Annotated in this window: 23 protein-coding genes; 18 read left to right on the top strand and 5 right to left on the bottom strand. The window is 47.2% G+C overall.

Going from position 1 to position 20,181, the window contains the following annotated elements:
• Nucleotides 1-56: 56 nt before the first annotated feature.
• Nucleotides 57-881 carry a LysR family transcriptional regulator gene (locus ACLBLI_RS11725; protein ID WP_414827793.1) on the bottom strand — a complete coding sequence of 275 codons (825 nt, stop codon included), beginning with the start codon at nucleotides 879-881 and terminating at the stop codon, nucleotides 57-59.
• A 123-nt stretch (nucleotides 882-1,004) separates the two neighbouring features.
• On the bottom strand, nucleotides 1,005-1,172 hold the full coding sequence (locus ACLBLI_RS11730; RefSeq protein WP_218312006.1) for a hypothetical protein: 168 nt from the start codon (nucleotides 1,170-1,172) through the stop codon (nucleotides 1,005-1,007).
• Between the two features lie 329 nt (nucleotides 1,173-1,501).
• On the opposite strand from ACLBLI_RS11730, the gene maoP reads away from it, so the two are divergent.
• The 3 genes from maoP to ACLBLI_RS11745 all read left to right on the top strand — a co-directional run bounded on the left by maoP (nucleotide 1,502) and on the right by ACLBLI_RS11745 (nucleotide 4,661).
• On the top strand, nucleotides 1,502-1,858 hold the full coding sequence (gene maoP, locus ACLBLI_RS11735; RefSeq protein WP_414827794.1) for a DUF413 domain-containing protein: 357 nt from the start codon (nucleotides 1,502-1,504) through the stop codon (nucleotides 1,856-1,858).
• 746 nt (nucleotides 1,859-2,604) lie between these two features.
• A complete protein-coding gene (locus tag ACLBLI_RS11740) occupies nucleotides 2,605-3,342 on the top strand; it encodes a PRC-barrel domain-containing protein (protein WP_414827795.1) in 738 nt (245 codons plus the stop codon).
• Nucleotides 3,343-3,344: 2 nt separating this feature from the next.
• Nucleotides 3,345-4,661, top strand: a complete 1,317-nt coding sequence (locus ACLBLI_RS11745) for a class II fumarate hydratase (protein WP_414827796.1) — start codon at nucleotides 3,345-3,347, stop codon at nucleotides 4,659-4,661.
• A 7-nt stretch (nucleotides 4,662-4,668) separates the two neighbouring features.
• On the opposite strand, the gene ACLBLI_RS11750 is transcribed toward ACLBLI_RS11745, so the two are convergent.
• The gene (locus ACLBLI_RS11750; protein WP_414827797.1) at nucleotides 4,669-4,983 is read right to left on the bottom strand and encodes a metalloregulator ArsR/SmtB family transcription factor; all 315 of its coding nucleotides are present in this window, start codon (nucleotides 4,981-4,983) and stop codon (nucleotides 4,669-4,671) included.
• Between the two features lie 389 nt (nucleotides 4,984-5,372).
• On the opposite strand from ACLBLI_RS11750, the gene ACLBLI_RS11755 reads away from it, so the two are divergent.
• The 3 genes from ACLBLI_RS11755 to ACLBLI_RS11765 all read left to right on the top strand — a co-directional run bounded on the left by ACLBLI_RS11755 (nucleotide 5,373) and on the right by ACLBLI_RS11765 (nucleotide 9,255).
• Nucleotides 5,373-5,720, top strand: coding sequence for a rhodanese-like domain-containing protein (locus ACLBLI_RS11755; protein ID WP_414827798.1), 348 nt, complete (start codon nucleotides 5,373-5,375; stop codon nucleotides 5,718-5,720).
• Nucleotides 5,721-6,071: 351 nt separating this feature from the next.
• Nucleotides 6,072-6,992 (top strand): LysR family transcriptional regulator, encoded by a 921-nt coding sequence (locus tag ACLBLI_RS11760; protein ID WP_414827799.1) that lies wholly within the window; start codon nucleotides 6,072-6,074, stop codon nucleotides 6,990-6,992.
• 361 nt (nucleotides 6,993-7,353) lie between these two features.
• A complete protein-coding gene (locus ACLBLI_RS11765; RefSeq protein ID WP_414827800.1) occupies nucleotides 7,354-9,255 on the top strand; it encodes a putative bifunctional diguanylate cyclase/phosphodiesterase in 1,902 nt (633 codons plus the stop codon).
• Nucleotides 9,256-9,419: 164 nt separating this feature from the next.
• Here the strand turns inward: ACLBLI_RS11765 and ACLBLI_RS11770 are convergent, their stop codons facing one another.
• The gene (locus ACLBLI_RS11770) at nucleotides 9,420-10,028 is read right to left on the bottom strand and encodes an exopolysaccharide biosynthesis protein (RefSeq protein ID WP_414827801.1); all 609 of its coding nucleotides are present in this window, start codon (nucleotides 10,026-10,028) and stop codon (nucleotides 9,420-9,422) included.
• Between the two features lie 198 nt (nucleotides 10,029-10,226).
• On the opposite strand from ACLBLI_RS11770, the gene ACLBLI_RS11775 reads away from it, so the two are divergent.
• The 10 genes from ACLBLI_RS11775 to ACLBLI_RS11820 all read left to right on the top strand — a co-directional run bounded on the left by ACLBLI_RS11775 (nucleotide 10,227) and on the right by ACLBLI_RS11820 (nucleotide 18,293).
• Complete coding sequence (locus tag ACLBLI_RS11775; protein WP_414827802.1) at nucleotides 10,227-11,561, top strand: sigma-54-dependent transcriptional regulator; 1,335 nt, start codon at nucleotides 10,227-10,229, stop codon at nucleotides 11,559-11,561.
• A gap of 18 nt (nucleotides 11,562-11,579) precedes the next feature.
• A complete protein-coding gene (locus tag ACLBLI_RS11780) occupies nucleotides 11,580-11,804 on the top strand; it encodes a hypothetical protein (protein WP_218312016.1) in 225 nt (74 codons plus the stop codon).
• A 3-nt stretch (nucleotides 11,805-11,807) separates the two neighbouring features.
• Nucleotides 11,808-13,319 carry a sensor histidine kinase gene (locus ACLBLI_RS11785; RefSeq protein ID WP_414827803.1) on the top strand — a complete coding sequence of 504 codons (1,512 nt, stop codon included), beginning with the start codon at nucleotides 11,808-11,810 and terminating at the stop codon, nucleotides 13,317-13,319.
• Nucleotides 13,312-13,764 carry a response regulator gene (locus ACLBLI_RS11790; RefSeq protein ID WP_414827804.1) on the top strand — a complete coding sequence of 151 codons (453 nt, stop codon included), beginning with the start codon at nucleotides 13,312-13,314 and terminating at the stop codon, nucleotides 13,762-13,764. The genes ACLBLI_RS11785 and ACLBLI_RS11790 overlap by 8 nt, the downstream gene beginning before the upstream one ends.
• Nucleotides 13,765-13,779: 15 nt before the next feature.
• On the top strand, nucleotides 13,780-15,771 hold the full coding sequence (locus ACLBLI_RS11795) for a response regulator (protein ID WP_414827805.1): 1,992 nt from the start codon (nucleotides 13,780-13,782) through the stop codon (nucleotides 15,769-15,771).
• Nucleotides 15,772-15,983: 212 nt separating this feature from the next.
• On the top strand, nucleotides 15,984-16,310 hold the full coding sequence (locus tag ACLBLI_RS11800; protein WP_414827806.1) for a DUF883 domain-containing protein: 327 nt from the start codon (nucleotides 15,984-15,986) through the stop codon (nucleotides 16,308-16,310).
• Between the two features lie 2 nt (nucleotides 16,311-16,312).
• On the top strand, nucleotides 16,313-16,825 hold the full coding sequence (locus ACLBLI_RS11805; protein ID WP_414827807.1) for a hypothetical protein: 513 nt from the start codon (nucleotides 16,313-16,315) through the stop codon (nucleotides 16,823-16,825).
• Nucleotides 16,822-17,082 (top strand): hypothetical protein, encoded by a 261-nt coding sequence (locus tag ACLBLI_RS11810; RefSeq protein ID WP_414827808.1) that lies wholly within the window; start codon nucleotides 16,822-16,824, stop codon nucleotides 17,080-17,082. Before ACLBLI_RS11805 ends, ACLBLI_RS11810 begins: the two co-directional genes overlap by 4 nt.
• A gap of 9 nt (nucleotides 17,083-17,091) precedes the next feature.
• Nucleotides 17,092-17,655 (top strand): CC0125/CC1285 family lipoprotein, encoded by a 564-nt coding sequence (locus ACLBLI_RS11815; protein WP_414827809.1) that lies wholly within the window; start codon nucleotides 17,092-17,094, stop codon nucleotides 17,653-17,655.
• Nucleotides 17,656-17,837: 182 nt separating this feature from the next.
• Nucleotides 17,838-18,293 (top strand): DUF2383 domain-containing protein, encoded by a 456-nt coding sequence (locus ACLBLI_RS11820; protein WP_414827810.1) that lies wholly within the window; start codon nucleotides 17,838-17,840, stop codon nucleotides 18,291-18,293.
• A 251-nt stretch (nucleotides 18,294-18,544) separates the two neighbouring features.
• Here the strand turns inward: ACLBLI_RS11820 and yfbR are convergent, their stop codons facing one another.
• Nucleotides 18,545-19,198: a 5'-deoxynucleotidase gene (yfbR, locus tag ACLBLI_RS11825; protein WP_414827811.1), complete on the bottom strand. Its 654-nt coding sequence runs from the start codon at nucleotides 19,196-19,198 to the stop codon at nucleotides 18,545-18,547.
• 249 nt (nucleotides 19,199-19,447) lie between these two features.
• On the opposite strand from yfbR, the gene ACLBLI_RS11830 reads away from it, so the two are divergent.
• Nucleotides 19,448-19,624: a DUF1328 domain-containing protein gene (locus ACLBLI_RS11830; protein ID WP_018982048.1), complete on the top strand. Its 177-nt coding sequence runs from the start codon at nucleotides 19,448-19,450 to the stop codon at nucleotides 19,622-19,624.
• Nucleotides 19,625-19,652: 28 nt separating this feature from the next.
• Complete coding sequence (locus ACLBLI_RS11835) at nucleotides 19,653-19,847, top strand: hypothetical protein (protein ID WP_218312026.1); 195 nt, start codon at nucleotides 19,653-19,655, stop codon at nucleotides 19,845-19,847.
• Nucleotides 19,848-20,181: the final 334 nt, after the last annotated feature.

Raw genomic sequence — 20,181 nt, forward strand, 5'->3', positions numbered from 1 at the left:
GTGATCAAGGTTAGTCAGCAGGCTGCTAAGTAACTACTGTCAATTGGATCCGACGTTCAGGCTGGTGCCAGGCTATCTATCACTTCCGATAACCCTACCCGCCGGACAGACTTCATTGAGTGCATATAGACATTGACAAAACAGTCGTTAAGCGACTCAAAAAATGTTGCAGATGACGACTCAACCAGCCTTTCTGCCGTTTCATGCGGCAGCACCGCAATACCGCCCTCACTTTGAAGGGTAGACAACGCCAGAGACAGCGAGTTGGTTCGCAACTTGGCATCCCGGAAATCGGGAAACTGCGTCAGAACTTTATCTCTGACTTTGGCGCCCCAGTCAATGGTAACGAAGCCATTCGCATCCCCTTTGCCATTCCCAGCGAACTGGCACAAAGAAAGCTGCTTTCGCTCCATAACGTGGCTTACCACTTCTTCAGACTTGAGCACCTCAGTGGAAAATGCCACATCAATAACCCGCTCATGCAGTTGTCTGGACAAATTATCCAGCGTAAGCACTTCGGCCTTTACAGACCAGTCGGGAAACGCATTGTGTAAGTGAGTGAGCGCGCCAGGCAGTGTCAGTTCACTGGCAAGCTGTGTTGCTCCGCAAACCACGTATTCTGCAGATTGTACCTGCAGTTCCTGCTTTGCCTCGTTAAGCGTGTCGCAAAGTTGTTTTGCATATGGCAACAGCTTTTCTCCAGCCTGAGTTAACTGAATACTGTTTCGCTGACGAATAAACAAGGTGGTATGGAAGTATTCCTCAAGCAGCTTTATGCGAGCACTCACAGCCGACTGCGTAAGGTAGAGGTTTTCGGCTGCTTTGCCGAAATGACGAGTATTTACAACTTCTATGAAAGTGGTAAGAAAGCGTATGTCCATGCTTTTTACATAACCGAATCGTAGTAGCTGCTAAGCTGTCACAGATTGCTGTTAATGTAAATACAATAGCTAAATCAGCGCATCACAAAGTGACGCGCTGTTATTTATTGAAAGCGTGAGATATCAGTAGCTTTCTTGATGAAGCCGGCGTTGCTTTTCGCGACGCTGTAGGTCGCGCTTTTGCTTACTTTTTACATCATGATGACGGCGACCTTTTGACTTTTTATCGTCAAAATCACCATCCTCTACCGAGTCCCATTCTTCACGCTGGTAACGATAGTCTTTACTCATTACGATCTCGTTGTTGTTAACACATAGGTATTATTAATTGACAGAAAAAAATAGAAAACGAATTTTTATCATCGTTTCGATAAGAATTTTTTGTTTTAACTTCTATCAATTGGCATGAAAACTGATATTGCCCCTTTTTACATCATCCTACGGAAAAAGCGACTTACTCTTGTCATATTATTGAAACATATCAAGGCATTAGGCACATTCATGCACCAATGCGAAACAACCAATATTTTTTATTCTCAGGAAAAAAATCTTTTGTTTTAACTTTGTTTCAAATTGGCTTAAAAGTCAGCCTGAAAACACAATCACTGTTGAGATGACCCATGCAAGCACCAAGCATTCGTGTACCACAAAAGGTTTTTATTGACCGCGCTAAGTTTCCGTACGGTTTCCGTAAGTCCGGCGACTTCAGTATTAGTGAAGCCGATTTGCTAACCAAATACGGTAAAACCCTATTGGCTTTGGAATCAGGAGAACTTGCCCCTGAATCTGCCGATGAACAACATTTTGTCGATTTTATACAAGGTAACGTACCAGCAGAAAACGCTGTGGAGCGTACCTGGCAAAAATATGCACGACTGGCACGGGGTAAAAAGCATTTTTACACGCTGCACAGTTCAGCCAGCAATCAGTCAGATTATGACGACGACTATTCAGACGACGAGTTTGATGTAGCCTGAGGTAATTACCTGATATCGCGGTCCGGTGAGACTTTCACCGGACCGTATGCTGTTTCCTCTGCCCTTCTTACGCTTTTCTGCTCACGTTTCTATGCTCACGTTATTTATCCTCGCGTTTTCTATCCGCTGCCATTCTCTACGTAGTAAAGGGCTCGTGTGTTGATTCTGCACCATTTGAATCAGCTTATTTTCTGTACCCGCGTAAGCATTTGGTAATGACGTGGTGCGATCCTGTGTGCAACTTATTGCAATGTCGGCTTTGTCTCTCCCTCCACACTTTTGTTTATGCATTGCCTGTCACCACACCACCATTCAGTACGGTGATCTTTCCACGCGGATATGCGTTACCAATATCAGGTGCTATCACACTGATATTCCTTTAATTCAAACGAAATCAAAACGACGTCGTGACTGGAATAATGGAACCTGAGTGTGTGAGTAGCAGGCCGGTCTGACTCACCCCCCGGCAGCGTGCTCGAGGCAAACAGATACGTTTGTCCTGCAAAGACAACGAGCTGGAGAGAATGCAGAGCCACGCCATGCCCGGTGAAACCGGCCAGCCTGCTTAGATTGAGATATCGTCTGCATTGAGACTAAGTGACAGGGTAGCAGTGGACGGGACTAGCGGTTACCTGAATACCTGGTTACCGGCTCTTATGCAGACATACTCGCACCTTTCCCAGTGGGGGCTACACTTACTAATGCCTACAGGCACAATTTGGATGTTGAATCAGGAGGAGCCGGTTATGATGATTTCTTATAAGCAGTTAAAGCATTATTCACTTCACGCCACGGACGATGACATTGGTGGATGCAAAGACATTCTTTTTGATGATCAAGACTTTGTGGTGCGTTATCTGGTAGCGGATACGAATACCTGGCTACCACTTAGCCGCAAGGTGGTGATTTCCCCAATCTCAGTCACCAAAGTCGATGTGGAAAATGAAAATGTGCATATTTCGATGACGTCTCAGACATTGAAAGACAGCCCGTCTATAGATGAACACAAACCGGTTTCGCGTCAGTATGAGGAAACATTGTTTAAATATTTCGGCTACGGCTATTACTGGATTGGTCCCGGTGCCTGGGGTGACTTCGCTCATCCAACGGAACTGGCTGACGCCGATATGGCAAAAGCCATGCAGGAAGAACAGGCCTCTGCACCTGAAAACCATTTGCGGGCATGTGGAGAAGTCAATGGGTACGAAGTGGCAACGACAGAAGATAACGTTGGCCACATAACCGACTTTGTTTTCGATGTAAAAAGCTGGGCAATGAGAATGCTCATTATTGACACAAATAACTGGTTACCCGGCGGTAAGAAGCTTGTTGTGCTGCCAAGGGACATCGAGACGATCGATTGGTCCAGCCATAAAGTGAATGTGAAACTCACTCATGATCAGTTAATGGAAAAGCCAGAAATCGATCTTGATAAGCTGGACGATGACAATTATGTGCAATCTCTTCTACAAAAGGCAGAATAACGATGTCTGAAACGCTATATCAAAAACAGACATCACTGGCTGTAGACAATTTTACCATCAGCGGTCAGCCAATGCCATCAGGGTTCATACATGCCTTGGGTTTTGTAAAGGCGGCCTGTGCGTCGGTGAACAAAGAACTGGGATTATTAGATGACAAGCGTGCAGAAGCTATCTGGCAGGCTGCGACTGAGGTCGCAAACGGCGATCACGATAGCGCATTTCCGGTAGATATTTACCAGACTGGATCAGGCACAAGTACGAATATGAATGCGAATGAAGTAATCGCATCGCTTGCCAGTCGATCAAGTGGAATGGAAGTGCATCCAAATGATCACGTCAATATGGGGCAAAGCTCCAATGATGTAATCCCAACGACAATTCATGTCAGCACCATGATGGCGTCTTCGAACCGCTTGCTGCCCGCCTTAAAAAAACTGGCAGACACCATCAAACAGAAGATGCGGGATGCAGATGGGCTGATAAAAACCGGACGCACCCATCTCATGGATGCCATGCCCGTCAAATTCAGTCAGGAAATGTCTGGCTGGAGAGCGCAGCTTTTGCAAGCCATCGAGCGCTTTCAGGACACCCATAACCGCCTGAGCCAACTGGCAATTGGCGGTACTGCCGTAGGCACCGGTATCAATACGCATCCGGAATTTGGCGCTCGCGTGGCGTCAGCATTAACCCAGCAGTTAGGATTGACGTTTTATGTGACAGATAATCACTTTAGCGCCCTGTCCGCCCAGGATACTGCGCTGGAATATGCAGGGCAACTTAACGTACTGGCAGCCTCGTTAATGAAAATTAGCAACGATTTACGGTGGATGAACAGTGGCCCACTTTCGGGACTTGGCGAGATCAGCCTTACCAAATTGCAGGCGGGTAGCAGCATAATGCCAGGCAAAGTGAACCCGGTTATACCTGAGGCAACGGCAATGGCCTGTGCTCAGGTGATGGGTCTGCATACTGCCGTTACTGTTGCGGGGCAATCAGGCAATTTTCAATTGAATGTCATGCTTCCACTCATCGGCGCTAACCTGTTAACCGGCATAACGTTACTGGCTAACAGCTGTGAGCACCTGGCCGAAAAAGCGATAGCTGATATGCAGTTTAACGGCGACGATGCGGCACAGGCTCTGGCCAAAAATCCCATACTGGTTACAGCCTTAAATGCAAAAATTGGTTATGAAAAAGGCGCGCAAATCGCTAAAAAAGCCTACGAAGAAAAACGTGCAGTGTTGGAAGTAGCAATTGAAGAAACCGACCTGACAGAGGAAGAATTGAAAAGCTTGTTAGATCCGGCAAAGCTGGTGTAACGCCAGCTTAGCTGGCGCAAAAAAATTCATACAATAATTCAATTGTTCGACGTATGCGCTCATCGGCAAGGCGATAAAAAATCACTTGCCCTTCTCGTCGCGTCGCAACCATATCAGATTCACGCAGCAGCGCCAGATGTTGAGAAAGAACCGGTTGTGTAACCGGGATATTGGTTAGCAATTCGGATACCGAAAGCTCACCTTCCAGCAGTGAGCACATCACCATCAGGCGCGTTTTGTTCGCCATTTGTTTAAGATAACGCTCAGCATCAGACGCATGTTCCAGCATTTCTTCGGGTTTAATTGTTTTGGTCGACGCCATTTGTAATTTACCGTTCACCAGCAGACGCACTATTCAATCTAAATGATTTGCATTTCGCAAGGTATTTGGTCGCAAAACATAATTTAAATAAGTATTTACGTGAAAACGTCTCGTTCACACCCAACCTTTATATTGCCTTGTCGGCTTTTGTTTTTGCCTACCTGAAAGACGTCTCGTCCAAGATGTTTCTCGCGTTTACGCACAACGCCCGGGGGCCTGAAAGTAATCCGCCAGTTACTGCTGCCCGTAATTAGCACGTAACTAAATTCAATATTCACTGGCGCAACGACGCCACACAGTCAAAAAGGGTAACAGGCATTCCCTTGCATTATAGTAAATAAGCAATATATTAGATATAACTAATACAACAGTATTCAAGGATAACGCTCATGCTTAAATCAATTCAGGACCGTCTTAGCTCGATAACTGTACCTATTCGTAAAATTTCAGCAGAAGAAGCCGCGCAGGAACGCCAGAAAAACCACGGTTTAATTATCGACGTGAGAGAACCCGCTGAGGCAGAAAACGCTCCTACTCCGGGTACCGTAAATATTCCGCGCGGTGTACTGGAAATGCAGATGCTTGAAAAAGAAAAAGACGCCAGCCGTCCTCTTTATATCCATTGCGCCTCGGGGGTGCGTGCGCAGTTAGCAGCAGAGCAACTGGCCTTAATGGGTTATGAAAATGTTACGGTACTGACATGTGATATTCCTAAGATCCAAAAAGCATTGTCTTGACAATCTATCGCAAAAAAAGTGATTACAGGGCGCTGGAAAGCGCCCTTGTCAATGAGGTTGTGCCTGCATCAATAAAATTCCGCTGAATTGTCGGCACGCTTCTGATCGCTATTACTGAATCTGCCCTATTGCCCCACCCGCCCACACCCGAAAAAGAATGGCTGTGCTTGGCATTTCTTTTACATTGCATATCTTTTTATTTTCACATAATAAGACGTATAAACCCGTTGCATCGCGTGGTAAACCGATAAGACTTCCTCTCATGGTTCTCGGTTTTTGTCGTCATTCTATTTCTTATAACAATCGAGGCGTTATAATATAAGAACCATTCTACTATAGCGGCTCTTAATTATGCTTAAAGCAACGCTGGAACAATGGCGAATGTTTAAAGCGGTTGTCGACGCTGGCGGCTTTAACCAGGCTGCGTCAAAGGTTCATAAAAGTCAGTCGAGCGTTCACCACGCCGTACAGAAACTGGAAACAGCGATAGGGGTTACGTTGTTTGAAAGCGATGGCAGAAAGGTCAGACTGACACCCGCAGGCGAGCTGATGTTACGACGCGCAGAGTTTCTGCTAAACGAAGCAGCTAAGCTGGAAGCTGTCGCCAGCAGCCTGCAACAAGGAACCGAAACGCAACTACGAATAGCGGTCGACATTATTTTTCCTTCCGCCTTTTTGTACAATGTGCTTAACAAAGTGTCTGAAGAATATCCGATGTTGCGCATAGAAATTGAAGAGACGGTGTTAAGCGGAGCAAACTCTATGCTGAAGGCTGGAAATGTCGATATTGCCATTTCTCCTTTCGCTTACACCAACGGGTTTAGCGAAGATCTTTGCGAAATAGAGTTTCTGGCGGTCGCACACCCCAGCCATCCCTTACATCAGTTAAACCGGCCAATTACTACTGAAGATCTCAAGTCACACCGTCAGATCGTCGTCAGAGACTCATCTTCTGAACGGAAAGCAGAAGCGGGTTGGCTGGGCGCCGAGCAACGTTGGACGGTGAGCCATGTCAGGACATCGATAGATATTATTTGTCAGGGACTTGGCTTTGCCTGGCTCCCCCTTGCGATCATAAAGCCGCAAATTGACGCACAGCAATTACTCCCCCTTCCACTGGAACATGGAGGACTCCGTAAAGCGCTGTTGTATCTTAGCTTTGAAGACGGCGATCAACTGGGTCCGGCGGCACGGTCATTTATCGGGGAATTACGGTATCAATCTATGCAGCTACCGTGCTCGGAGTCTGTTCTGGAAGGCGATAAGCACTAAACAACAAGTGCGCTGCCAGGTAGTCGATGGGCGTGGCAACGCCTTCGACTTTCTTTTCACCCGCGCTCGCAACCTCGCTTACACATCACACTGCGTGGCTATGGCAACCGGGTTGCAGAGCTTGTAGTCACCTGCCTGGCACAACCGCAGGAAAAAAGTGTCCTTTCCCGAGATATCGCTTATCGTTGCAGGTTGATGTTATACGCGGTATAACAAGAAGCACGCTACGCCTGCAATAATAAAAATAATAAGGAACAGGCACACATGGATCACATCCAGAAGACGAAGACATGTATCTTTCCAATACACTTTCTTCGAACATTAACAGACCATTATAACGATTTATCCGGACGGGATTTTCATGCCCTGGCGTAACGACAACGCGACCTCCAGTACACTGTTACGTAAGCGCTTGTTGCTTGCGTCAATAAGCCTGTCATTGCTGGTTATCCTGACATTCTGTTATGTTGGCTACGGCGTAGCAACTGGTATGGGCGAGAAAGTCGAAAGCCAGGCTTATAACCAACAAACCGAGGCTATTGCCGAGGCGATTGAAAGGCAGCTCCAACTGCAGCCAAATTACTTTGATACGCTGGGCCAGCGTCCCCTGCCCGAATATATTAACACCGCTGGTAAGAACCTGGTATCGCTGCACACCGCTAACGGCCATATAATCAAAGGCCCCTCGCCGCTTTTTATCCGGCACGAAAAAGTAAATCAACTGGCAATGGGTGAGGCCGGCAGATTTGTCATACTGGATGACGCGCGCTTCTACGTTACCCGAAGTCATATTGGCAATCAGGGCGCGTTAACCCTTATCTGGCGAGACCTATCCGGGATAAGTCTGCCGAATCACATACTGATACGCATAGCGGTTACCGCACTGCTGACTTTTGGCATTGCAGTCTGGCTTGCGATGATTATGTCTTCGCGAATTGCCAGTCGATTCGAATCAGCCAGACACGCGCTGGAAAAACTGGCAATGCATGACAGCCTGACTAACCTGCCAAACCGGAATGCCCTGATAAGCAGCTCTCCGCAAGAGATTCAGGGTGGAACATTGTTATTTCTTGATATTGATCGATTTAAAGACGTAAACGACGCCTTCGGGCAGGATGTTGGCGATAAACTGCTTCATGCCTTCGCTCAGCGTCTGCTGACGTTGTCAGGCCCAGAAAGTGATGTTTACCATTATCGTAGTGATGAGTTTGTTGTTTGGATGCCGTCACTGCAATCGGAAGACGCAAAGAATGCAGCGTTTACCATGCTATACGAGTGCCGGGAACCACTGCAGGTTGACAACGCGTCTTTTGAGCTAGGATGCAGCATTGGCGCAGCCTGCTACCCTGCACACGGGCACCTTTTTGAGACGTTGTTACGCAACGCTGACACGGCTATGCACTGGGCGAAAGCACGTCGGCTCGGCGTACAGGTGTATGACGACAAGCTGGCATTTAACAGCACTATCAAAGTCATGTTACGAAGTCAGTTGCGTTCAGCACTCCAGCAAAATCAGTTCGTGCTCCACTACCAGCCAAAAGTGGTGATGGATACCGGCACTCTTATTGGTGTAGAAGCCATCGTTCGCTGGCAGCATCCTGAGGAAGGCTTATTAGGGCCCGCCCTTTTCATCGATTTGGTTGAGCAAAGCGGCATTATCCATGTGTTCACACGCTACATGGTTGAGTCGGCGATACGGCAAATACAACAGTGGTGCGATATGGGTCATCAGTTGCCGGTTTCAGTAAACCTCTCTGCCTATAATCTTCTTGATACCGCGTTCGTTTCGTTTATCCACGCCCAGCTCGAGCAATCCGGAATAGCGCCGTCATTGCTTGAATTCGAATTAACTGAGAGTGCTGCAATGATTGATAAGTCAGCCAGCAAGCGCACCGTAGATGCGTTACTTGAACTGGGTGTGAAAGTATCCATCGACGACTTCGGTACCGGCATGAGCTCTTTCGCTTATCTGCGTGACCTGAATGTAAATACCGTAAAACTAGATCGCGCGTTTATTACCCACATTGTCGACGATGTAAAAGGACAGAAAGTGGTAGAAGGCTTAGTATCACTGTGTCGCAGCCTTGATCTTGATGTAGTCGCCGAAGGCGTGGAAGACAGAAGACAGGCTGATTTACTTCAACAATTAGATTGTCACATCGGTCAGGGTTACTTCTTCAGCCCTCCTGTGGAGGCTGAGAGTATCAGCCAGTTGCTCCCGCAATCACAGGCGTTCCGTTATGACTATGTAGCCAATAACTAGCCCCGGCACGTTGGCGTAGCAACATGTGAAAGACCGATGTCCGGAGGGTGGCGTAATAAAAGACAGCCAACAATGAGACCTGCGTTCCATACTGGCTGAAGCAGGCTAAGCTGGCTCGTTGGCGGAAACGTCCCTTACCATGCTGCTACGTTTTGCTGCGACCGCTACCCTTGTAGCGTCTGAAACAACTGCGCCCCGCCCATATAAAAACCAATTGCCGCCAGACTCAGTCCGAACAATGCGACTACACCATCATCAGTCGTCATGCCTACCGCCATGATAAGGACAGAAAATGCCGGAATAAGGCCCAGAAAAGGGATCAGTTCAAGCGGGATCATCATCATGCCGCACATGGCACAAGTCAGTGCAATCATGGCACGAAATACATATTGACGCATAAAAAGCCAGCGTGGGATCAGGAAACGGTCAATGTGCATGGCGGCCGGCTTAATCGTACCTATGCCATTGTTTAATGATTCGCGATCAATACCAATATCGCGAATGGCGCCGGGTAGCCACGGATGTTTTTTAGCCAGTAAAATTTGCAGAGAGATGAGAAAAATAGTCACACCCGTGACAGTAGGAATTCCCGGAATGGCTCCAATCGGCGTCGCTGCAATAAAAGCAGGTACCGCAAGCATCGGTCCAAATCCACGTTTTTCCATAATTTCAATGAGTTCACCAAACGCGACTTTGTTTTCGGTATGCGTAGACTGCATGCGGCCTAACAATTCGTATAGCGTCATTGAACGTGCTAAAGTCTGGCTGTACATGACTGATATCCTTATTAAACCCACACTGGTTTTGCGAATACTGTGCCAGATTCGGTAGCGATGTCGTTGTCATTCACTTGATGGTCAAGAAGCTTGCCTCACCGGCATAAATTCTGCATATTTCGGTAAAATTGATCCACTCAACGAGTAATCCGGTAAGTCATATATCGGGTACTCATAACAAAAAGGAACTTTTTAGTGCTAACTGTCCTACTGGTCGATGACGATCCTGAGTTTACTGATGTCGCCTGTACCATCATTGAATTCCTGGGCCATGAAGTTCTGACAGCAGCCAACCTTGCTGAGGCGCGTGACTGGCTAACTAAAGAAACATTCGATCACGTTTTACTGGATTTCATGCTACCGGACGGAAGCGGAGCGCATCTTTTTGACGAACTGGACGTTCTCCCTAAACGTCCCAGAGTAACACTTATTACCGGACACCCGTCAGTTAAGGGCATCATTAAAGGGCTTTGCGGGCCCAATATCGATTACCTCGTAAAGCCTATCCAGCGCGAAGAAATAGAAGCGGTACTAACCGGTAAGAAGAATCAGAAAAAAGCGCAATCCGGCCCAAAAGTGACTCGCCATTTCGGGCATCTCATCGGCGAATCTACACCGATGAAAGAACTCTATAAACTTATTGAACGGGTTAGTCGCACCAGCGCCAATGTCATGTTGCTCGGCGAGAGCGGCGTGGGTAAAGAGGTGGTAGCGGCTGCGATCCATGAGGCATCTGATGCGGAAGGCCCTTATATTGCGACAAACTGTGGCGCATTTTCCAAAGAGCTTATCGGCAGTGAATTGTTCGGTCACGAAAAAGGCGCATTTACCGGCGCAGTAGGACGCAAAGCAGGCGTTTTTGAGCAATCAGAAAACGGAACACTGTTTTTGGACGAAATTACCGAAATGCCTATCGACATGCAGCCTAATCTGCTCAGGGTGTTAGAAAATAAAGTGGTGATACGTGTCGGCGGCACAAAAGCCATTCCGGTAAATTGTCGGGTTGTGTCAGCAACCAACCGCAGCATGGAAGAAATTGCTGAAAGTAAAGTCTTACGGGAAGATATTTATTTTCGTTTAGCCGTGTTCCCGATCACAATCCCGCCATTGCGTGAACGCAAGGAAGATATCCCCCTGCTCGCTACCTACTTTATTGACGAACTAAATAAAGAAAACGGCACTAATTTTATCTGGGAAGACACGCAATTAGATACGCTTAAAGCGTACGACTGGCCAGGTAACGTTCGTGAATTGCGTCACTTTGTTCATCGGGCTGCAATCATGAGTGATCCGGAAGGCAGCGACATTGAATTGCCAAAAACCATTGAATCTCCTTTTGCCAAAAAGCAAAGCACTACGCCTGCACTTCAGGCTGGCAGAACCATCGAAGATGTAGAAAAAGAGTTAATTTACGCCACACTTGAAAAAGTGAATGGTAATAAAACACTTGCTGCGGAGATGCTCGGGATCAGTACTAAAACACTTTACAACAGACTCCACGCCTATGGGGATCTGAGTAAAGAAGAATAACAATAAGAAGGTGTTACTATGACGGAATCAGAATTTGCGACACTGGCGACTCATGTGCATGATGCGCGCAAGCCACTGAACCGCATTTCCATGCAGGCAGAGCTCGTCAAAATGGCGCTAAACGGCGATGTTCCCGCAGAGAGAGCTATGGACGCCCTGGATAAAATTATTGCCAGTACGAAAGCATGCAGTGAATCTCTCACTACCATGATGTCAGAACTGGGTGATTCACAAACGGACTAAACAATGGTTCAAAAAATGTTGTCGTCACTGTATAGCTGGGTAGCTATAGTGTCGATTGTGATCATTGTAATCACGGGTAACTCGTTTTACGTCGTTAACACCCTCGATGAGTTGGCGGCACTGGAAGCGCGATTATTTACTACCAACCGGGTCATCAGCAGTGTGAACAACCTGCACGTCGCTATTTTACGTGCAGAATCTGGCCAACGCGGCTTTCTGCTCACTCAGGATGAAGATTATCTCGACGACTATAACGATACGCTGAACCATATTAATGGCCTGATAGATCAGGTTGAAATAACCGGGTTAGCGTCGGACCTGCCCGAGCAGGTCGATCGCATTGAAGAGCTGCTTGAATTAAGTCGCGCCAAAATTAACGGCATGATTGAGGTAGTTGAGCTTGCCCGGGCAGGTGAAATGGCAAGTGCCAGCTCCCTGCTAAACAGCAATCGCGGACTGATTCTATACGATAGGATCGAAGCGTTATTTGAGGCTATTGATAACTCTGAGCGGGACATGCAGGGTCAGCATCTGGCCTCTTTAATGAAATTAAGAAAAGACTCAGTGAACACGCTGATCATTTCATCATTGACTACTGTGTTGTTGATTATTTCGATTTTTATTCTGCTGAAAATGAATGTCCGGGAAAGTTTGCGTCATCAGCACTCTCTTGAAGAGATTAATTCGGATCTTGAGAATAAAATTGAAGAACGTACGCAGGAGCTGCGTGTGTACTCTGACGAACTGGCGCGAAGTAATCGCGAACTGGAAGATTTTGCCTTTGTGGCATCTCACGATCTCCAGGAACCCTTGCGAAAAATACGCGCATTCGGAAACCGGCTGGAATCAGGCTATGCCGACGTAATCGACGAGCGAGGCCAGGATTTTTTAAAACGCATGCTGAATGCCGCAGAGCGTATGTCAATGTTGATCAGTGACTTGCTGGCCTTTTCACGGGTTTCTACGCGCGGCAAAGATTTCGAAGACGTCAATCTGAACAGTGTGTTCAGTGATATATTGAGCGACCTTGAAATTGCCATAGATGAGTCCGGTGCAAACGTCAGCGTGGATGACATGCCCAATATTCTGGGCGACAAAAGCCAGATCGAGCAACTCATGCTGAACCTCCTATCTAATGCCCTGAAGTTCAGAAATCCTGATATTGCCCCGGAAATTATCGTAAGCTGTTCGACGCCAGATGACGAAGAGCTGGTAAATGTGCTTCATGAAGAGCAATATGACTGGACGAAAATTACTATTCAGGACAATGGCATAGGGTTTGACCAGTCGTTTTCTGAAAAGATATTTGCCCCGTTTCAACGTCTGCACGGCAGAAGCGAGTATAAAGGCACAGGCATAGGTCTGGCAGTGTGTCGCCGAATAGTAGAAAGACATAACGGTCAGATTTCTGCGCTTAGCCAGCCAGGGAAAGGCGCATGCTTTACAATAATAATCCCGATCAACGGGGAACCTTTCGCATCGACTACATCAGAGGGAGTAGTTAGCAATGACTAAAAAACAATCACTACCTATTAATATTCTTATGGCTGACGACGACGAAGACGATCGTTTGTTAACCATCGATGCTCTGAAAGAGAGCCGCGTGCTGAATAACCTTTATTGTGTGGAAGATGGTGTAGAGCTACTGGAGTTTTTACGCCACGAAGGCAAATACGCGGATCCGAGTGATGCGCCTCGTCCGAGCCTGATACTTCTGGATTTGAACATGCCCAGAAAAGACGGCCGGGAGGCACTTCAGGAAATTAAAGCGGACCCCAAACTTCGCAGTATCCCGGTAGTGATTCTGACAACATCGAAAGAAGAAGAAGACATGCTTCGGGGGTACGACTTAGGCTGTGCTTCCTACATCACCAAACCCGTCAATTTTGAAGGGCTGGTAGAACTCATGCGTGCTCTGGGTCGCTATTGGATCGAATTCGTAGAACTGCCACACGATTGATGACGGAGTAAAGCTTTGACGGACGTTATTCGGGTACTGTTGGTTGAAGATGACGAGGACGACTATTTTCTCACCGCGGATTATCTTTCCCGCTGCGAGGAGCCTCGCTACAAAGTATCCTGGGTTACAAACAGTGCCGATGCATTAAGCGCGTTAAAGCGTCAGAGCTTTGATTTGTGCCTGCTCGATTATATTCTGGGCGCAGAGAATGCCATTGATGTACTGGATGTGCTTAAGTCTAATCAGATCACGATCCCGGTGGTCATTCTTACCGGCCAGTCTGACACCAAAGTTGATGAAATGGTTATGCGTGCAGGTGCCGCGGACTATCTGACCAAAAGCGAAATTGAAACTCCCCGCTTTATGCGCACTATGCGGTATGCGATGGTGCGTCGTGAAATTGAAAACGAGAGAATTGAACGGCACAAAGTCGAGCAAAAAAATAAAGCGAAAGATAAGTTTCTGGCTCACCTTGGCCATGAACTGCGCACGCCGCTGACGTCAATTCTCGGCTATACCGAACTGCTGCTGGACGAAAAGCAAAATGATGATATCGAGCAGGAACTCTCGATAATTCATTCCAATGGTAAGCACCTTCTCAGTTTGCTTAATGATATGCTGGACATGTCACGAATCATGGCAAACAAACTGGAAATTGCACCCAAAGAAGTGAACCTTGCCGGTTTTCTTACTGACCTCCACTCGCTCATGGGGCTAGCGGCAAAAGACAAGGGCTTGTCACTCACGGTATCAGCAGAAACAAAACTGCCTGAAAACATTGTAACGGACCCTACCCGCCTCAGGCAGGTGTTAATAAATCTGATTAATAACGCCATTAAGTTTACTGACAATGGAACAATCTCCGTTACCGTCGAGACAGTGAAGCCACTGTCATCCAGCCAGCCAGAGAGGCTGCTTTTTCGTGTGGAAGATACCGGAATCGGTATGCCCAAAGATAAGCTCAGCAGCATTTTTCAACCCTTTGAACAGATTGAAGATGTGATGCGAGCCAATCATGGGGGCGCCGGACTGGGCCTGGCGATTTCGCGTGAGCTTGTACACAAAATGGGGGGCGATATTTCTGTAGACAGCACCTTCGGAAAAGGCAGCGTATTTTCATTTACTATCGACCCGGGCGATATTGGAAACCAGCCCAGAGAGCGGCTGGATTTGGATAAATCTCAGATTCGTGAAACCAACGCGTTGAATTTACATGTATCCGGACGTGTGCTTATTGTCGATGATTTGCGCGAGCTGCGCCGCTTAACAGGTCACTTGGTTGGGCAGTGTCACGCCAATGTGGCGTACGCAGAAAATGGCGTAAAAGCACTTGAGGCAGTGCTTATGGCTGAGCAGGAGCAACGTCCTTTTCATCTGGTATTGATGGATATCCATATGCCGGTGATGAATGGCATAGACGCACTCAAGGCGATTCGTCGCCATAACTGTAATGTTGCTGTGGTCGCGGTTACAGCTGCCAGTCGCAAAGGGCTTAAGCAGTCGTTACTTGATGAAGGTTTCGATGGCGTTATTGGCAAGCCCATAGACCGCTTTGAGTTAACCCGCGTGCTCGACCGCTATTTGATTCGAACGGAGGGGCCTGCCCCGTCAGAAGCACTAGAGAAAGAGCGGGCACAAAGTCACCATTTACCAGAGGGTAAGAGTAAAAAGGTGCTGGTTATTGAAGATGACCATGATGCAGCTGAGCTCATTCAGTTACTTATTGCGCATCAGGGCCATGATGTCTACATCGCGCACTCCGGAAAGCAAGCCCTTCACACGCTCAGAAAAAATGTATTTGATGTCATTCTTATGGATTTATCTTTGCCTGACTACCACGGGTACGATTTAGCCAACGATATTCATCAGTTGCAGATCGAGGCTAAAATGTTTGTCGTCAGCGGTAATGAACCCGAACCTGAACGAATGAAAGAGCTGGGGATTGATGGGTCGCTGTTAAAACCGGTATCCAAAGAAGATCTTATCGCCCTGTTTGACACGCTCTGATACTGTCAAAACCGCTCCCCCACGTCTTAGTCAGTTAGCAGTAATCACAACTGGCCGGTTTACGAAATTATTACATCCAAGCACTGCAAGAATTACGAGAATAGCGACAAATTTATTTTCTCCCATCCGGAATTGCCACCAATTCAGACACTTACTCCATGGTACACGGTTTGCAAGATTCATAATGCATTCACAAACCAAGGAGATAAATCATGGCGACACAACCGCAATCTGTAACAGGTACAACGAAAGTGAAGTCTAATGGTGTCGGTGAGTCAACGCATCCCGTAACCGACAAGGTCCAGGAGACGCTGCACGCCTCTGTCGATAAGCTTGCTGGTTCAGCAGGAGTTGCTGAACAAAACCTTCGTGATACAGCGGCCACGTCGAAAGAAAACATGGCTGCGCGTCAGCGCTTAGCAAAGCAGAAATGGCAAGCATCTTCTGTCCGAAAATATGCAGTGGAGAATCCACTGGCCGCTGCGGGTATCGCATTCGCCGCGGGTATGTTTCTGACGTCGATTCTGCGTAAGAAGTAATTATGCAGACGTATACGCCCGATTTTCAGCAGGCGCAATTTTCGCCTGAAACCGAAAATCTGTACTGCCCGACCAGCCAGACTGGCCGGGCAGACGCGTGTATGCAGGAAAAATCGCTGCAAGATGACACCACACTCAACGAGACCCTTCAGGCGTTCAAAGATGCCTATGCACAGAAACATGCGGAATTACTCAGTCTGGCAGACGTTGTGGCCGCAGAAAGTCAGTTGGTTAAGAAGTCGGTTATCGTTACTGGATTTGCCGCGGGTGCAGCAGCGGTATTTGCCTGCTTTTGCTGGCTTATTTTCAACGGTGCTTTAGCCATTACCTTACATCATTCCGGTGTTCATTATCTGATCAACTGCGGCATCCTGCTGGCGATCAATGCCGTGATGGCAATCGTTGCGTTTGCTGTCGCTAAAGATGCCTACAAGCACATTTCGTTGATGCCAGCATTTCATGCACTGCGAGGACAGGTTCCCGATGGATCAGAAAGTGGCAGGAGCTCATCATGAAAAATCCGTTTCTTGAAAAAGAGAGACAATCTGTCAGCTACGCTCAACGGCAATATCATGTTGCACAGAGGCGCACAGACTACGCCACGGAACGGGCAAAAATTGATGCCAGACTTTTGCTGGCAAAGCCAACGTCGCTGTTGACCTTTTTCGGTTTTGGCGCGTACAAGGGGGCAACTTCAGATAATCCGCCGTCCAGGCGGCGTCAGGCAATTGTGACTTTTATAAGAACCGTTGCATTTAACGTTTTAGGCTAGGAAGCAAATATGTCAGTGTTATCCCGTACTCTCTGTGCAAGCGTTGTTATCTCAGCGCTGTCAATTCTGAGCGCATGCTCAACCACATCAACGCTGGCACCAACGCCATATCAGGCAGCGAAAAGTACTAAAGGTTACGGATTTTCAAGCACGCAGCTTTCGGAAAACGAGTACCGCGTCATGTTTAAGGCGTCTGAAGCAACCCCAGCAGATTTGGTTCAGCAATATACCGTGCTACGAGGTGCGGAGCTGGCAAAACAACAGGGCTACGGCTGGCTCGCTGTGGTTAAAACCGATATTGAAAGAAAATCTGCGGTAAGCAAAAAGGTGATCAAAAACGAAGGCACCAAGGGAGGTGTTTTCCCGCCGGAACAGCAATGTACGATGTCAGGTTGTCAGGAGGTTGCACAACCTTTTTATGGTACTGACGGCGAAATTGAAGTTGAGGAAGTGTCAAGTAAGGATGTGTTTTATTCCGTGGTTATCCGTATGGCCGATAGCCAACAGGCAATTGGTGATAACGCACTTTCTGTTGAACAGATTCTCGAAGAACGGCCTGAAGAAAAGCAGTAATCTTATGTCGAATGGCTCAAATGTAGTAAGTGACTATCACTGTAATTCATAAGTTTGGGTAGAGCCATGAACGTTAATCTTTGTACACCCGAAGTTACTTTTCCAAACCGGATATCTGATTTAAACCATATGAATTCTTCCGGCGATTTACGAACACGACCTTAGCATTCAAGGGGGCAACAATGCATTCTCTGTCTCCCGTGGGGAAAATCACGGACATAGTGAAAAAGCTGAATAGCGGCATTCATTTTTATGCAACAGCAATTGAAAAAGTCGCCGCACCGAACTGCCAGGCCATGTTCAGAAGAATGTGGGAAGAAAAGCAACGAGCAGTAAGAACATTAGCGCCATTATCGGATTTGAAAGCAGAAAAGATTGAAGACGCTAACAGTACCTGCATCGACTTTCAAAATATCTACACAAAACTGCTTGGTGCTATCTCAAGTGATAAAGACTGTACTTATGTAAAGCAGTTAATTGATGTGGAAGAAACCATTTTGCATACCATCGACGAGGCACTTAACGAGGACCATACGCCTGAAAATGCCTCTTCGCTTCGATTAGTTCGAACCCGAACACAGCAGTGTCATGATGAAATGCTTTCATTATACAACGCTTCGGCGCCGCGTCTGGCCTGAGGCGTGCATCATGTTGCTGGACGGTTTTTCTCGTTCACAGGGCGCAGGGTTCTCGGGGCTCACAACAGCGTAGGGTTACAGCAAGGTTCTCACCATCACAACGATACGGTTGATGTGCTCAGGTAACATGCCGTTTCAAATTGATATACTGATAAGAGAAGGGCTGATCCAGCCCGCTTTGCATGCACATCCTTTGAATACACGACGTTACCATTAACCGCCAGGCTTCCCCAACGGCATTGGCTCTCCGGTCAGGTTTCTGGATTATCGAGATGCATTGTGTTTGCCCGCTCTACCCAGTCAAGATCGCGTGTTTGTTCATCCAGAGTCCCTTTTGCGTCTTCAAGAAAGACTTTGCAGAAATAATCTACGCAAGGCAACATTTCACGATAACGAGCCAGTTGCACTTCCATTTCCTGCATCGCATTAGAGAATTCCGAGTTAGACTTCGATAGCTCATAATCGCACTTGAGGTACGCACACAATACATCAGCGGCTTTAGCCAGCTTTACATGAATATCGTCTTTATCTTGCTCTATCAGCGGCCGGTATCTTGCCTGGAGAGGCTCTGGCACTGTCTGAATGAGCATCGCCTCAAATCGTCGTTCCAGCTTTTTGATCGCGGATGTAGTTTCAGGATCGTGATATTTAACCGGACTCGGAATATCACTCATCCCGGCGATTTCGCTTCCCTCATGAAAAATTGCCATCGCCGCGACGCGGTCCGGCTGAACATCTTCTTCGTAGACGTCTGCGGCAATAGCACCGAGCATGTGGGCCACCACTGACGCTTCATAGACGTGCGTAGATAACATTTCTTCCTGAAATTGTGCCATCAAAGGCCAGCGCTTTACGTTTCTGGCGCGCTGCATTAATCCGATAAATGCTGAATGCGTGTTAGCCATGGTTATCCTGCTTTGTCTTGTTCAAAGTTACAGTCTACCAAAATCCGACGGATTCTCATGCCAAATCCATTTTGGCCACGTTCGCACCAAGCCTGTAAAAAGTGCATGGAGTACTGTAATAGTGATGAGAAATTATGACACACTCAAAACCAAAACTTAAAAAAACATTAATTATCAACAGGTTAATAAGTGGCACGAATTGCGCATTATGTTATGTGACATTTAAGGAAGCGATAAGAGGAATATCTTATGTTAGGTTGGGCTATTACATTTTTTATCATTGCCATTATTGCAGCTGTTTTTGGTTTCGGTGGAATTGCCGGTGCCGCGACAGGCATTGCTCAATTCCTGTTCTTCGTATTTGTAGCACTGTTGGTGATCTCGCTAATTGCTAATGCATTACGCGGTAAATCACCGAAGGTATAACGGAACATAAAGGAAAAAGGAGAAGGATATGATGACTTACAAAGCATTTTTGAAAACACTATTAGTAGCGGGCTTCGCATTGTCACTTGCAGCATGTGGTGACGGAGAGGCAGAAGACGCTGGCGAAGAGCTTGATGAAGTAGTAACAGACGCCGGCAACGCCGTTGAAGACGCCTGTGAGGATGTTAAAGAAGGTGTGGACGCAGAAGACGACGACTGCTAAACCCTGATGTGTGTTCCCGGAGAGCCAGGCTTATTGCCTGGCTTTTTTATGTTGAAACCATATAGTGTTGCAATCTCTCGCCGGCAGGCTTCCCCCTCTCCTTCTCTCTGCTGTCGCACTATCGATTGGCAGTCACGGTTTTTCTTCTCACTGCGCCTCAAAAGCTACACGCCAAAGCAATACTAATCTCAGCAAAACGGCACCAGAGCCGAGACAATAACGACGCCCCGCCACCTGTTTTTAACCATCAGCCGTTAGCCTGAGAGCGTGGTAAACAACAACGTAGCGTTAAGAAAAAACACTTTTCAATACCGCCCCATATACCTGCCTTTCT

It is taken from the genome of Alteromonas sp. H39 (genome assembly GCF_047556435.1).
In the GTDB taxonomy this organism is placed as follows: Bacteria; Pseudomonadota; Gammaproteobacteria; order Enterobacterales; family Alteromonadaceae; genus Alteromonas.